The organism is Pseudomonas sp. 3296 (genome assembly GCF_031456615.1).
GTDB classification, from domain to species: domain Bacteria; phylum Pseudomonadota; class Gammaproteobacteria; order Pseudomonadales; family Pseudomonadaceae; genus Aquipseudomonas; species Aquipseudomonas mucoides.
Genome location: NZ_JAVDUY010000003.1, coordinates 479,209 through 492,381, shown reverse-complemented (window position 1 = coordinate 492,381; position 13,173 = coordinate 479,209). Strand labels below are relative to the sequence as shown.

Annotated in this window: 15 protein-coding genes; 2 read left to right on the top strand and 13 right to left on the bottom strand. The window is 59.2% G+C overall.

The features are described 5' to 3' along the window. The first annotated feature begins 46 nt into the window (after positions 1-46). Positions 47-1,150: an NADH:flavin oxidoreductase gene (locus tag J2X66_RS10575; RefSeq protein ID WP_310263865.1), complete on the top strand. Its 1,104-nt coding sequence runs from the start codon at positions 47-49 to the stop codon at positions 1,148-1,150. 116 nt (positions 1,151-1,266) lie between these two features. Here the strand turns inward: J2X66_RS10575 and J2X66_RS10570 are convergent, their stop codons facing one another. Then, complete coding sequence (locus J2X66_RS10570; protein ID WP_310263863.1) at positions 1,267-2,466, bottom strand: glycosyltransferase family 1 protein; 1,200 nt, start codon at positions 2,464-2,466, stop codon at positions 1,267-1,269. Between the two features lie 40 nt (positions 2,467-2,506). After that, the gene (gene cysZ, locus J2X66_RS10565; RefSeq protein ID WP_310263861.1) at positions 2,507-3,259 is read right to left on the bottom strand and encodes a sulfate transporter CysZ; all 753 of its coding nucleotides are present in this window, start codon (positions 3,257-3,259) and stop codon (positions 2,507-2,509) included. A gap of 313 nt (positions 3,260-3,572) precedes the next feature. Between cysZ and trxB the strand changes: the two genes are divergently transcribed. Then, positions 3,573-4,535, top strand: a complete 963-nt coding sequence (gene trxB / locus J2X66_RS10560; protein WP_027924556.1) for a thioredoxin-disulfide reductase — start codon at positions 3,573-3,575, stop codon at positions 4,533-4,535. A gap of 93 nt (positions 4,536-4,628) precedes the next feature. Here trxB and J2X66_RS10555 read toward each other — a convergent pair whose 3' ends face one another. The 11 genes from J2X66_RS10555 to J2X66_RS10505 all read right to left on the bottom strand — a co-directional run bounded on the left by J2X66_RS10555 (position 4,629) and on the right by J2X66_RS10505 (position 13,151). After that, positions 4,629-5,912: an FAD-binding oxidoreductase gene (locus tag J2X66_RS10555; protein WP_310263858.1), complete on the bottom strand. Its 1,284-nt coding sequence runs from the start codon at positions 5,910-5,912 to the stop codon at positions 4,629-4,631. A gap of 66 nt (positions 5,913-5,978) precedes the next feature. Beyond that, positions 5,979-6,812: a transporter substrate-binding domain-containing protein gene (locus tag J2X66_RS10550; protein ID WP_310263856.1), complete on the bottom strand. Its 834-nt coding sequence runs from the start codon at positions 6,810-6,812 to the stop codon at positions 5,979-5,981. A gap of 47 nt (positions 6,813-6,859) precedes the next feature. Then, positions 6,860-7,588: an amino acid ABC transporter ATP-binding protein gene (locus J2X66_RS10545; protein ID WP_405046766.1), complete on the bottom strand. Its 729-nt coding sequence runs from the start codon at positions 7,586-7,588 to the stop codon at positions 6,860-6,862. Between the two features lie 69 nt (positions 7,589-7,657). After that, complete coding sequence (locus J2X66_RS10540; protein WP_310263851.1) at positions 7,658-8,632, bottom strand: amino acid ABC transporter permease; 975 nt, start codon at positions 8,630-8,632, stop codon at positions 7,658-7,660. 128 nt (positions 8,633-8,760) lie between these two features. Further along, positions 8,761-10,011: an aspartate aminotransferase family protein gene (locus J2X66_RS10535; RefSeq protein WP_310263848.1), complete on the bottom strand. Its 1,251-nt coding sequence runs from the start codon at positions 10,009-10,011 to the stop codon at positions 8,761-8,763. Between the two features lie 121 nt (positions 10,012-10,132). Continuing rightward, positions 10,133-10,471, bottom strand: coding sequence for a HopJ type III effector protein (locus tag J2X66_RS10530; RefSeq protein ID WP_310263846.1), 339 nt, complete (start codon positions 10,469-10,471; stop codon positions 10,133-10,135). Beyond that, complete coding sequence (locus J2X66_RS10525) at positions 10,464-10,760, bottom strand: DUF1244 domain-containing protein (protein WP_310263844.1); 297 nt, start codon at positions 10,758-10,760, stop codon at positions 10,464-10,466. The genes J2X66_RS10530 and J2X66_RS10525 overlap by 8 nt, the downstream gene beginning before the upstream one ends. A gap of 68 nt (positions 10,761-10,828) precedes the next feature. Beyond that, positions 10,829-11,200, bottom strand: coding sequence for a dihydroneopterin triphosphate 2'-epimerase (gene folX / locus J2X66_RS10520; RefSeq protein WP_027924563.1), 372 nt, complete (start codon positions 11,198-11,200; stop codon positions 10,829-10,831). Continuing rightward, positions 11,200-11,778 carry a GTP cyclohydrolase I FolE gene (gene folE, locus J2X66_RS10515; protein ID WP_310263842.1) on the bottom strand — a complete coding sequence of 193 codons (579 nt, stop codon included), beginning with the start codon at positions 11,776-11,778 and terminating at the stop codon, positions 11,200-11,202. Before folE ends, folX begins: the two co-directional genes overlap by 1 nt. A gap of 21 nt (positions 11,779-11,799) precedes the next feature. Beyond that, complete coding sequence (gene folM, locus J2X66_RS10510) at positions 11,800-12,510, bottom strand: dihydromonapterin reductase (protein ID WP_310263840.1); 711 nt, start codon at positions 12,508-12,510, stop codon at positions 11,800-11,802. A 71-nt stretch (positions 12,511-12,581) separates the two neighbouring features. Further along, positions 12,582-13,151 (bottom strand): antibiotic biosynthesis monooxygenase, encoded by a 570-nt coding sequence (locus tag J2X66_RS10505; protein WP_310263838.1) that lies wholly within the window; start codon positions 13,149-13,151, stop codon positions 12,582-12,584. Between the last annotated feature and the right edge of the window lie 22 nt (positions 13,152-13,173).

Below are 13,173 nucleotides of genomic sequence, written 5' to 3'. Positions count from 1 at the left end.
CGTCATAAAATTCCATCCCGTCGATATCATTTTCGTGGAGTGCCCCATGCCCGTTAAAGCCCTGTTCAAACCGTTTCACCTCGGCACCCTCGAACTGCCGACCCGCGTCGTCATGGCGCCGATGACCCGCTCGTTTTCGCCGGGTGGCGTGCCTAATTCCAAAGTGATCGAGTACTACCGTCGCCGCGCCGCCGCAGGCGTGGGCTTGATCATCACCGAAGGCACCACCGTCGGTCACAAGGCGTCAAACGGCTACCCGAACGTGCCGCATTTCTACGGTGAAGCCGCGCTGGCCGGCTGGAAGAAAGTCGTCGACGCGGTGCATGCCGAAGGCGGCAAGATCGTTCCACAGCTGTGGCATGTCGGTAGCGTACGCCGTATCGGCACCGAGCCGGATGCGAGCGTGCCGGGTTACGGCCCGTCGGAAAAACTGAAAGACGGTCAGGTCGTGGTTCACGGCATGACCAAACAGGATATCCAGGACGTGATCGCCGCGTTCGCCCAAGCCGCCAAGGATGCCCAGAGCATTGGCATGGACGGCGTGGAAATCCACGGTGCACACGGTTATCTGGTTGACCAGTTCTTCTGGGAAGGCAGCAACCAGCGCACCGACGAATATGGTGGCGATCTGGCCAACCGTTCACGTTTTGCTATCGAACTGATTCAAGCCGTGCGCGCCGCGGTTGGTGAAGGTTTCCCGATCATCTTCCGTTTCTCGCAATGGAAGCAGCAGGATTACACCGCACGTCTGGTGCAAACCCCGCAAGCGCTGGGCGAATTTCTCAAGCCGTTGTCCGACGCTGGCGTGGATATTTTTCACTGCTCGACGCGCCGTTTCTGGGAGCCGGAATTCGACGGTTCCGAGCTGAACCTGGCCGGCTGGACTCGCAAATTGACGGGCAAGCCGACCATCACCGTGGGCAGCGTGGGTCTGGATGGCGAGTTCCTGCAGTTCATGGTCAACACTGACAAGATCGCCCAGCCGGCGAGCCTGGAGAAACTGCTGGAACGCCTGAACAATGACGAATTCGATCTGGTGGCGGTGGGTCGTGCGTTGCTGGTTGATCCGGATTGGGCGCAGAAAGTGCGTGATGGTCGTGAAGAAGACATCCTGCCGTTCAGCCGTGAGGCGTTGATGACCCTGGTTTAAGCAGCGACTGGAAGGGCCTCTTCGCGAGCAGGCTCGCTCCCACAGGTTTTGTGCACGACGCAGAACCCCTGTGGGAGTGAGCCTGCTCGCGATGACTGACCCAATGTCACCAAACATCAAGGGACAGTCGATGCAGTCGGCACCACTAACTCCCCCACACAAGCCCCCCGCAACTGCCCCTCGAACTGCTCGATAATCGCCGCCCAACCCTGTCGGCTCGCATGCTGGCGCGCATTCAGGCGCACGCAGCGCAAGGTCTCGTGCTCTTCCAGCAGCCACGCTGCCGCATCACAGAACGCCTCTTCATCCCCCGGCATCGCCAGTACGCCGTTATAGCCATGACGGATATGTTGAGCGGCGGCCGCCTGATCGTAAGCGACCACCCCCAATCCCGACGCTAATGCCTCAAGCACCACATTGCCGAAGGTTTCGGTCATGCTCGGAAACAGAAATACGTCACCGGATGCGTAGTGACTGGCCAACGCTTCGCCGCGTTTCGAACCGCAGAAAACCGCCTCGGGCAGTTCCTGCTCCAGTGGCGCTCGTTGCGGGCCGTCGCCGATCACGATCAAACGCAGGTTGCGCTGGGGATAAGTGGCCTTCAGTGCGTCGAAACTGCGCTTGAGCAAGCCGAGGTTTTTCTCCGGGGCCAAGCGCCCGACATGAATGATCGCGATGTCGTTCTCGGCCAATCCCCATTGTTCCCGTAGCGATGCCAGCCTTTTGCTCGGATGAAACAATTGGCTGTCGACCCCCCGGGAGAGCAATGCCAGGCGTTCGAAGCTGCGACGCTCAAGCTCCATGCGCTGGCTGGGGCTCGGCACCAGGGTCAGGGTCGAACGGTTGTGGAACCAGCGCAGGTAGTGCGTCAGCAATCGCGTCAGCAACCCCAGTCCGTATTGATTGGAGTACTGCTGAAAGTTGGTGTGAAAGCCGCTGACCACCGAAATCCCCAGCCGCCGTGCCGCACGCAATGCAGACAAGCCCAGGGGCCCTTCAGTGGCGATGTACAGCACGTCCGGGCGATGCCGGGTCCAGCGCCTGAGCAACTTGTGCATCGACGACTGGCCCCATTGCAGGCCGGGATAGCCCGGTAGCGGCCAGCCGCGGCACAACAGCAAATCATCGTCACTGCTCATCTGCAGATCACACAGTTGGCGTGGCCGGACCAATTCCACCTGATGCCCGCGCGCGCGCAAACCGTCGCACAAACGGCCAAGGGTATTGGCCACGCCGTTGATTTCCGGAGGGAATGTTTCAGTGATCAGGGTGATATGCAGAGCTGTCGTCATGACCTCAGTGTGGGCTGAGGCCATGTCGTCATTATGGCGCTTTGATGATGGATTTATGACCTGATCAGCGCTGGGCCACCAGATTCTCCGCGCCGCGCTCACGCACCCAGAACAGTGTCGCCCCGGCCACGGCGGCCGGCATCATCAGAATGTTGACCACCGGGATCAACAGCACCAGGTACACGCTGCCGCCAAAGCTCATGCTCTGCCAGCGCTTCTGCCGCAGCCAGGCGAGCATCTCGTTCCAGCCCAGCTTGTGGTTGTCTGCCGGGTAGTCGATGTACTGGATCGCCATCATCCACACCCCGAACAGCAGCCACAGCGGCGCGGCAATGATGTTGACCACCGGGATGAAGGACAGGATGAACAGGCCGATCGCCCGGGGCAGGAAGTAGCCGAGTTTGCGCATCTCCCGGGACAGGGTGCGCGGGATCATGGCGATCAGTTCGCCCCAGCTGAAGGAGGGGAAATCGTCGGTGCCGCGCACCACCACTTCGACTTTCTCTGCGAGGAAGCCGTTGAAGGGCGCGGCGATGACGTTGGCGAGCATGGTGAAGGTGAAAAACACCATCAACACCACCAGCACCACAAAAATCGGCCAGAGGATGTAGCTGAGAAAACTCAGCCAGTCGGGCAGGGTCGGCATCAGCGTATCGACCCACAGACTGAATTGATGGCCGGCCAGATAAATCAATCCGACGAACAGCACCAGGTTGATGGCCAGCGGCAACAACACGAATAAACGCAGGCTGGGGCTGAGGACCAACTTGAGGCCTTCGCGCAGGTATTGCGGTCCGGACAGGACGGGTGCGGGCATAACGTGCTCCGGGCAGAGGGAAACGCGCCGACCTTACCGGCTTTGCCGAAAGGGGGAAAGCGCGGCGGCGGTATCGACATTCACTGTAACAAAGACGCCTATATAGTCGCCGCAGTGGGATAGAGACCTCCTATGAGCTGGATTGTTAAACCGTATTTCCTTAATCTTCGCCCCCTCGATACGCTGCACCCAATCTTTTTGCAGGACTGTCGTACTCAAGCCTTCCCCAAGGTTAACCACGGTCCTTTTTTATTCCCGCCGGCAACCCGGCGTTCCGCGCTCGTTGTTCAGGGCCGGTCAACAGGAGCAGGTCATGTCTGAAGTCCGTCATTCGCGAGTGATTATTCTCGGTTCCGGCCCTGCCGGTTACAGCGCTGCGGTCTATGCCGCCCGTGCCAACCTCAAGCCGCTGCTGATCACCGGCATGCAAGCCGGCGGTCAACTGACCACCACCACCGAAGTCGACAACTGGCCGGGCGACGTCCACGGCCTGACCGGCCCGGCGCTGATGGAACGCATGAAAGAACACGCCGAGCGTTTTGAGACCGAGATCGTTTTCGATCACATCAATGCTGTGGACTTTGCTTCCAAGCCGTACACCCTGATCGGCGACAGTGCGAAGTACACCTGCGACGCACTGATCATCGCGACCGGCGCCAGCGCTCGTTACCTGGGCCTGCCGTCCGAAGAAGCGTTCATGGGCAAAGGCGTGTCGGCCTGCGCGACCTGCGACGGTTTCTTCTATCGCAACAAGCCAGTGGCTGTGGTCGGCGGCGGTAACACCGCAGTTGAAGAGGCCCTGTACCTGGCCAACATCGCCAGCAAGGTGACCCTGATCCACCGTCGCGAAACCTTCCGCGCCGAGAAGATCCTGATCGACAAGCTCAATGCCCGGGTTGCCGAAGGCAAGATCGAGCTGAAACTGAACTCGAACCTGGACGAAGTCCTGGGCGATAACATGGGCGTGACCGGTGCCCGCCTGAAGAACAACGACGGCAGCTTCGACGAGTTGAAAGTCGACGGCGTGTTCATCGCCATCGGCCACACCCCGAACACCTCGTTGTTTGAAGGTCAGTTGACGTTGAAAGACGGCTACCTGGTGGTGCAGGGCGGCCGTGAAGGCAACGCCACAGCGACCAGCGTCGAAGGTATCTTTGCCGCCGGTGACGTGGCTGACCACGTTTACCGTCAGGCCATCACCTCGGCCGGCGCTGGCTGCATGGCGGCACTGGACACCGAGCGTTACCTGGACGACCTGCAGAACGCCACGTTCTGAGATCGTTGAAATGAAAAAACCGGCCTTGTAGCCGGTTTTTTTTTGCCCACATTTTTGTAGCCAGGCAAAGAACCTGTGGGAGGCGTCAGACCTTCAGCCCTTGAGCCGCTCCTGAACGAAATCCATCACCTTCAACGATTGATAGATCGCATTGGCGGCCACGCGCCCGAACGGCCCGCCATTCCAGTCCAGCAGGTAAGGCTTGAACAACTCATACCGCTTCGTTTCGCCGCACACCGCCTCGGCGATCACCCGCCCACCAATCGAGCCGGTATTCAGACCGTGACCGCCAAATGAAGTACAGGCCCAAACACCTGGTTCCAATAACCCCAGGTTGGGCATTTTATTGGTGGAATAACCCATCAGACCGGACCAGGCCAATTCGATCTTTACCGGTGCCAGTTGCGGGTAGACCGACACCATGTCGGCCTTGAGCATCGCTGCCAAGGCTTGTTCATTCTGTTCGTTGCGGGTGGTAATGCGTCCGCCCCAAAGCAGTCGGTCGCCTTCGACGATGCGGTAATAGTCAGACGCGCGCCGGTCATCGGAAAAAGCCGCGCCGGAGTCGAGGACGTTTTTGATCGAGTCGCCCAGGTGTTCGGTCAACACCACATAGGTGGCGATGGGCAAGTACGCGCGGCTGAGCTTTTGCAACTCTGCGCCGCCATAACCGCCGGCGCAGAACACCAGGTCCTTGCAGCACACGGTGCCATGTCCGGTCTTGATGATGTTGTCGCTGCCCTCACGGTGCCAGGCGAGCATCTTCGATTGTTCGAAAATCCTGCCTCCCGCCGTTTCGATGGCCAGGGCCAGGCCCTGGCAATAATTGAGCGGGTGGAAATGCATGGCGTTCGGGTCTTCGACACCCTGGAAATAGCGCAGCGTGTGTGCCCGCTCGCGGATTTGCGCGGTGTCGAGAAAGTTGAGTTCATACCCGAAATCGCGGCGCATGGCGTCAATGTGGTTTTTCACGCCAGCACCGTCGTCGTAGCGCTTGACCCGAATCGTGCCGGCGGACGGCGTGCAACCGCTCAGGGCCAGTTCAGCAATGTTGCGGCGGACAATCTCCACGCCTTCGACCGACATCTGGAACAGCGCCCTGGCGTGTTCCAGCCCAAGTTTCTTGCGAATCGCACCAGACCCTTCCGCCCAGCCCGGCGAGACCACGCCGCCATTACGTCCAGACGCGCCCCAAGCGACCTGATGGGCTTCGAGGATGATCACGCGCTTGCCGCGGCGGGTCAGCTCAAGGGCCGCTGTGAGGCCGGCGATGCCGGCACCGATGATGCACACGTCGCAGGTTTCGTCCGTGTTCAATTCGGACCTGGCTGCACGGGGCAGCGAGGTCCGGGAATACCAGGTAGTGGGGAAGGACATGGTCAATCCTTGAAGAGTCGGTTCTCTGTGGGAGCGAGCCTGCTCGCTCCCACAGAAGGGGAGCGTTTACTTGATGGTCGAGTAATCGACGCCGTACCACTTGTCCGACAGCTTGGTCAGCGTGCCGTCCTTGTGCATTTCGCCGATGATTTCACCCAGCTTGGCCTTCAACTCCGGGTCACCCTTGTCGGTGGCAACGGCGAGCGGCTCGTAGAACACCACGGCGTTATCGACGGAGCGCAACGGATACCCCTTCTTGACCGCTGCATCCAGCGTGCTGCGTTGTGTGAGGATGGCATCAAGCCGAGTGCCGTCACCCAGGCGCAGATCGTCGAGTGGGCCGACGGAGCCGGAGTAAGTCTTCATTTTCTCGGTTTTGACGTCGTAGACAACGGGCGGCACGTCGGTGGTTTCGATGGCCAGCGCCTGGCTGAAATAATCCTCGGACGTGGTGCCACCTTCGACACCGATGGTTTTGCCATTGAGGGCTTTGTGGTCGGTGACCGTGGATTTGTTGTGCACTGCAAACACATAGGGAACGTAGTAATAGGTCCCCGGGAAATCGAGAATCCGCGCACGACTTTTGGTCGCGGTCATCGATCCCACAGACACGTCCCATCGGCCATTCCACTTGCCTGCGGTAATTACGTCCCAGTCGGGTGTGATGAATTTGGCTTCGACGCCGAGACGCTTGGCGATCTCTTTGGAAACGTCGATGTCAAAACCGTCGATTTCATTCTTGTCGTTAATGAATCCCTGCGGTGGCCAGGTCGCCGAAGTGGCGACGGTCAATGTCTTGCTGCTCTGGATCTTGTCCAGCACGGCTCCGGCATTGGCGACGCCGACAAACAACAGTGACAGGGAGGCAGCGAGGGTGATTGCGCGTTTTCTACTGAGCATGTCCATCTCCACTTTTCGTTATTGTTATGCGGGGGGTAAATCGCTTCTCAGTGACCGATGATTTGCGACAGAAATTTCTGCGCGCGTTCGGTCTGCGGGTTGTTGAAAAACTCGGCAGGGGTGGCTTGTTCGATGACTTGGCCCTGATCCATGAACAGCACGCGGTCCGCGACCTTGCTGGCAAAGCCCATCTCGTGGGTCACGCAGATCATGGTCATGCCGTCGGTGGCCAGTTCGCTCATGACGTCCAGCACTTCATGGACCATTTCCGGGTCCAGCGCGGAGGTCGGTTCGTCAAACAGCATCACTTTTGGATTCATGCACAACGCTCGGGCAATCGCCACGCGTTGCTGCTGACCTCCGGACAGTTGCGACGGATATTTGTGCGCGTGTTCGGCAATGCGCACACGCTCGAGGTAAACCTGTGCGCGTTTCTTCGCCTCGCTAGACGACACGCCTTGCACCAGTTGCGGGGCCAGTGTCAGGTTGTCCATCACACTCAAGTGCGGGAACAGATTGAAGCTCTGAAACACCATGCCGATTTCGCTGCGCACGGCGCTGACACTTTCCGCTTCGCTGGTGAGGGTGATCCCGTTGACCTGGATGTGGCCTTTCTGGAAATTTTCCAGGTGGTTGATGCAGCGAATCATCGTCGACTTGCCAGAACCCGACGGTCCACACACCACTAGAATTTCACCGGTGGCGACATTCAAGTCGACATCGCGCAAGGCGTGAAAATTGCCGTACCACTTGTTCAGGCCGGTGATCGAAATCATCGAAGGGCCGGTCTGTACAGCCGCGGCCAGGTTGAGTTGTTCAGCGATATTGGTTCGACTCATCACCTATCAGCCCCTTGCCGTGGAACGGTTGACCCGTTTTTCAATCCGCGCCTGCACCCGTTCGAGAATGAACGACAGCGCCCAGTAAATCATTGCGGCGGTAATCAACATCTCCAGATGGCGAAAGTCTGCGCGGCCCTGGGTCTTGGCCAGGTACATCAGTTCCCAGACGCCGATCACCGACACCAGCGAACTGTCCTTGAGCATGGCGATGAATTGGTTACCGGTCGGTGGAATAATCACCCGCAAGGCCTGGGGCATGATCACGCGGCTGAGGGTTTTGAACGGGCTTATGTTCAGCGCTCGTGACGCTTCCCACTGACCGACCGGAATGCTCTGGATACCGGCACGGAAAATTTCGGTCATGTAGGCGCCGTAGCACAGCGACAGCGCAAGGATGCCGGCCGGTACGGCGTCAACCACATAGCCGAGTTGCGGCAGACCCAGGTAAATCAGGTAGATCTGAATCAGCAGCGGTACGCCACGAAAGAACGAGGTGTAGAACGACGCGAACGCATTGGCCAGGCCGTTGTTCGACAGCTTCGCCACCGCGCCGATCAACGCCAGTACAAACGCGATCACAATGGCCACGGCAGAGATGTACAAGGTGGTGGCGGCGCCCTGGAGGATCAGGAAGCCGACTTTGTCGAGAATGAAACTGTAGGAGAGGTCGAAGGTGTCGAAGAATGCCAGAAAAAGAATCAGCAACTCGATCCACACCACGGTGGTTTGTACCTTGAACTTCAAGCGCCCGAGCACATGGAAGTTCAGCGTGCCCAGTGCGGCGATGCCCAGGCCAATGGCGATGTTACGAGCGGTCAGGCTGTCCGGGGCATTGCCTAGTAGCGGTTGCAGAAAATGACTGAGGGCGCTGTTACCCAGGTTCATCAGGTAGGAGCCGAGAAACAGCACCACGGCTACGCCGAGCAGGAATTGAGGATCGTTAGACTTTTTCTTATAAATTATATTGTCGTGATACATAACTGCCTCGGTTTTGTAGGTGGTGACGATCTCGCTAGGTAAAGGGGTTTTGGTCAGTATTGCGACGCGAATTCAGGGACAACAAGCGACCATAATTCGCTATGTCAGTCCCTGAGCTCATTTTGCTATCAGGACAGTTTCGCGAGGCAGGCCTCAAGGATGTCCAGCCCTTCCTCCAGCACCGAGGCTTCGGTGGTCAGCGGTGCCAGCAGGCGGATGATGTGGCGCGACTTGCCGCTGGGCATCAGCAGCAAGCCTGCCTCTCGTGCCAACGCCAGCAATTGCGTCAACTGGGCTGGCGCCGGTGTGCCATCGGCATGGGCCAACTCGATACCGCGCATTGCGCCGACACCGGTCAAACGCCCCAGGTACGGTGAAAGTTTGCTGTCGCGCCAGGCTTGGTAACGGCTGACGATCGCTTCTTCCTGCTGCGCGCCCCAGGCTTGCAGGTTGGCATCCGTCATTTCATCCAGTGTCGCCAACCCGGCAGCGCAGGCGATGGGATTGCCCGAGTAAGTGCCGCCCAGACCGCCCTTGGGCAGCGTGTCGAGCAATGCCTTGCGCCCGACCACCGCGCCCAGCGGCACGCCTCCGGCAATGCTTTTGCCGAGCAGGATCAGGTCCGGCTCAATGCCCAGTCGCGAAAACGCAAAGCGTTCGCCGGTGCGGCCGAAGCCGGACTGGATTTCATCAGCGATCAGCAGGATGTTCTTTTCATCGCAGAACGTGCGCAGCGCTTGGGCGAACTCCACGTCCATCGCGAGGAAGCCTGCTTCACCCTGCACCGGTTCAACGATGAAGCAGGCCACGTCTTCAACATCGATTTCGACGCTGAACAGTCGGTCCATGGCTTTCAGCGCTTCGGCGCAGGTCACACCGTTGTCCTTGCTCGGGTAGGGCAAGTGAAACACCGGGCCGGGCAGCACGCCGACTTTCTGTTTGTAGGGGGCGACCTTGCCGTTGAGGTTGAGGGTGGCGAGGGTACGGCCGTGGAAGGCGCCGTCAAAGGCGATCACGGCAGTGCACCCGGTGGCGCCACGGACGATCTTCAAGGCGTTTTCCGCTGCTTCCGCGCCGCTGTTGGTGAGCATGCCGCTGACCGGGTAATCCACCGGCATGAACGCGGTCAGGCGCTCCATCAGTTCGAGGTAGGGCGCATGCGGCGCGGCATTGAACGCGTAGTGGGTCAGGCGGGTGGCTTGTTCGCGAATGGCGTCGACGATGCGCGGGTGGCAATGGCCGAGGTTCAGCACGCCGATGCCGCCGACGAAGTCGATGTAGCGTTTGCCATCGGTGTCCCAGACCTCGGCATTTTTGCCGTGGCTGAGCGTGACAGGATGAACGATGTTGATCGACCGGCTGATGGATTCGCTGCTCATGGATGACCGACTCTGAAGAAGGGATGCTTCTTTTTATCTAAGCCGTGAGCAGCGGTTTGGGGCAAACGAAATAAAGTGGCCGGGTCAATCTTAAAAGTCGGGATGTGCAGTCAGGCGTGAATCAGCGGCGAGTGAGCGGTTGCTGAGTGAACTTCACACCGGCCAGCCCATGAGCCATCAATGCACGGATATTGCCGTGGTCGCTGCCTTCAGGCGTTGCAACTACCGAGCGGTAATGCTCGCCAAACGCCAGCAGCGCTTCTTCGTCGCTCAGGCCTTCCAGCAGCGCCAGACCCAAGGTCTTGCACGAACCTTCGTTCTGACCGGCCGCGTTCTCTACGCCACCGTTGTTGAAGGCCTGTGGCTGATAGTCATAATTGGCGGCGATGAAGGCCAGGGTGTCGGCAAAGACGTGTTCGCCGCTCTTGAGGCTGGCGCGCAGGGTATTCAAATCACTCATTGGGTTTTCCTTTGGCGAACGCCGCTTGTTGTTCGGCGCTGGCTTCTTGCTGGTATTGGGCTTTCCATTCGGCGTACGGCATGCCGTAAACCACTTCGCGGGCGTCATCGAGGCTGACGTCGATCTGGCGTTCGTCGGCAGCGGCCTTGTACCACTTGGACAGGCAGTTGCGGCAGAAACCCGAGAGGTTCATCAGGTCGATGTTCTGCACATCCTTGCGGCTGTCCAGATGGGCCAACAGCCGGCGAAAGGCGGCGGCTTCAAGTTCCAGGCGTTGTTGATCGTTCATGGCGGGCTCTGTGCAATCCAATCGTGGCGCGGATGATAAAAGTCTGACGAACAATGCGCCAGACGCGGTCAGCGGCTCGCTGCAAGCGTAATCGACACCGATTCGGCGAATCGCAGGGCGTGAGGTTTATCGACTTCAACTTCGGCGTACAGCACCGACGTGTTGGCCATGACCAGATCGAGGATTTCCTGGGTCAGGCGTTCCAGCAGGGCAAAGCGATTGCCTTCAACGTGGGCGATGATTGCCTTGGTAATGGTCCGGTAGTTCAGCGCGTGATCGATGTCGTTGTCGCGCACTGCTTCCTGGGCCGCATACAGGATGGTCAGGTTGATCAGCACATCCTGCTTGTTGAGGATTTCATCCTCGTTGATTCCGATGTAAGTCCGCAGGCACAGGTCCTTGACCCGGATGCGTGCCATGCCTGGTTGAAGTTGTGGCATTACGACGTGCTCCGTCCAATCAATTGCAGGAACTCCTGGCGGGTGTTGCTCGACTCGCGAAAGGCGCCGAGCATCACCGAGGTGTTCATGGTTGAATTCTGTTTCTCGACACCGCGCATCATCATGCACATGTGTTTGGCTTCGATGACCACCGCGACGCCTGCCGCGCCAGTCACCTGTTGCACCGCATCGGCAATTTGCCGGGTGAGGTTTTCCTGGATTTGCAGGCGCCGGGCGAACATGTCCACCAGTCGCGCAATTTTCGACAGGCCCAGCACCTTGCCCGTTGGAATATAAGCCACATGGGCCTTGCCGATGAAGGGCAGCAGGTGATGTTCGCAGAGCGAGTACAGCTCGATGTTGTCGACGATGACCATTTCATCGTTGTCAGAGGCGAACAGTGCACCATTGACGATCTCTTCAACACTTTGTTCGTAACCATGGCAGAGGTACTGCATGGCTTTGGCTGCGCGCGCCGGGGTGTCGATCAGGCCTTCGCGATCCGGGTTTTCACCGAGATCGATGAGAATCTCGCGGTAGCTTTGGGACAGTGCGTTTTGGGGCAGGATCAGCGTCATGGAACATCCTCGCGGGGCATCTTATTTGAGGTGCCTTCCGCCATTGACGGTCAGGGTGGTGCCGGTGACATAAGAGTTGTCGAGCAAGTAGCGCAGGCTCTGGTAGATCACTTCGCTGCCAGGTTCGATGCCTAGCGCGGACTTGGCCAGTGCCTTGGCGCGGTAAGCCGCGTCGTCCTCGGGGTTGAACATTAGCAGGGCGGGAGCGATACCGTTGACCTTGATTGTCGGCGCATATTTCGCGGCGAAGGACAGGGTCAGGCTGTCGAGCCCGGCTTTGCTGGCGCAGTAGCCGATGTGCCGGCTGCTGCCCTTGCGGGTCACATCATCGCTGATGTGCACAATGTCCGCCGGGTGCGAGCGTTGCAGCAAGTCGGCACAGTGCAGGTTGATCAGGTAAGGCGCAAGCATGTGCACGCTGAACATGCGGGTGAAGGCTGCGGCGTCGTTGTCCGGTGTTTCGCTCAGCCATTCGGAGGCGTTATGGACTATCGCCCGCAGGCTGTCAGTGTGGGTTTTCAGCTCGCTGATGAACGCCAGGATCCCGGCTTCAGTGGAAAAGTCGGCAAACACAGCGAGAGCGCCCAGATCGCGCAATGCCTGGACGCCCGGGCGTTCGCTGCGGTAGCTGAAGATCACCCGTTGGCCGTCTTCGATCAAACGCTGCGCACAGTGCAGGCCGACACGCTGGCCGGCACCGGTGATGAGGATGGGGGCTGCGGAAGAGGTCATGAACGGCTCGCGTCGCGGTAAGAGCAAAACTATAACAGCGACGGGAGGCGTGTACCTAGGTTGGTGACGGCTTAGCGGTTCTGTGTGGAAGGCTGGACAGTCAATGGCCGTGCCGGTGTGCTATTCAGCCAGCTGGCCAGCAGGCGGGTCGACAACGGAATGAAGAAGTAGACCATCAACGGCGTCAGGCACAGCGTGCTGACAAGCACCCGTGGCAGCAGGCTCACTTCGTTCAGCAAAGGCCCCAGGATAAAGTTGAACAACAGGGACACTGGAAAGAACGCCAGCCAGATCGCTACCGCCTGTTTCCAGCGGGGCGGGCGCTGACCGACCGCGCCGAACCAGCCCTCGATCCCGCTGACGCGATGTTCCGTCTTGTGGGCAAACAGGTCACTGCCCCGTGCCAGCCAGGCTGCGCGCGACGCAGAGTGTTCCCAGGCGTGCATGGTCTGCTCATCGGCAAAGCGGAAAATAATCTGGAATTCGTCATCGTCGGGCGGCGGAGCGAGCACGCCAGAGCCCAGATAACCGGGAAAATCGGTAGCCAGTTGCTCGCCTTCGCGCAACCAGGCCATCAGGTCTTGATAGCGCCCTTCGGCCATGCGACGCGCAACCATCAGGGTGACGGGTGAGGTAGACATCATGTATCTCCGTAAACGTTTG

Bases quoted from the DNA above. Each gene is read 5' to 3' on its own strand.
- folE (WP_310263842.1), bottom strand. From the start codon at position 11,778: ATGACGCTGATCCTGCCCCAAAACGCACTGTCCCAAAGCTACCGCGAG.
- J2X66_RS10525 (WP_310263844.1), bottom strand. From the start codon at position 10,760: ATGAACGATCAACAACGCCTGGAACTTGAAGCCGCCGCCTTTCGCCGG.
- J2X66_RS10545 (WP_405046766.1), bottom strand. From the start codon at position 7,588: ATGATTTCGATCACCGGCCTGAACAAGTGGTACGGCAATTTTCACGCC.
- folX (WP_027924563.1), bottom strand. From the start codon at position 11,200: ATGCCACAACTTCAACCAGGCATGGCACGCATCCGGGTCAAGGACCTG.
- cysZ (WP_310263861.1), bottom strand. From the start codon at position 3,259: ATGCCCGCACCCGTCCTGTCCGGACCGCAATACCTGCGCGAAGGCCTC.
- J2X66_RS10555 (WP_310263858.1), bottom strand. From the start codon at position 5,912: ATGTCCTTCCCCACTACCTGGTATTCCCGGACCTCGCTGCCCCGTGCA.
- trxB (WP_027924556.1), top strand. From the start codon at position 3,573: ATGTCTGAAGTCCGTCATTCGCGAGTGATTATTCTCGGTTCCGGCCCT.
- J2X66_RS10530 (WP_310263846.1), bottom strand. From the start codon at position 10,471: ATGAGTGATTTGAATACCCTGCGCGCCAGCCTCAAGAGCGGCGAACAC.
- J2X66_RS10505 (WP_310263838.1), bottom strand. From the start codon at position 13,151: ATGTCTACCTCACCCGTCACCCTGATGGTTGCGCGTCGCATGGCCGAA.
- J2X66_RS10570 (WP_310263863.1), bottom strand. From the start codon at position 2,466: ATGGCCTCAGCCCACACTGAGGTCATGACGACAGCTCTGCATATCACC.
- J2X66_RS10575 (WP_310263865.1), top strand. From the start codon at position 47: ATGCCCGTTAAAGCCCTGTTCAAACCGTTTCACCTCGGCACCCTCGAA.
- J2X66_RS10535 (WP_310263848.1), bottom strand. From the start codon at position 10,011: ATGAGCAGCGAATCCATCAGCCGGTCGATCAACATCGTTCATCCTGTC.
- J2X66_RS10550 (WP_310263856.1), bottom strand. From the start codon at position 6,812: ATGCTCAGTAGAAAACGCGCAATCACCCTCGCTGCCTCCCTGTCACTG.
- folM (WP_310263840.1), bottom strand. From the start codon at position 12,510: ATGACCTCTTCCGCAGCCCCCATCCTCATCACCGGTGCCGGCCAGCGT.
- J2X66_RS10540 (WP_310263851.1), bottom strand. From the start codon at position 8,632: ATGTATCACGACAATATAATTTATAAGAAAAAGTCTAACGATCCTCAA.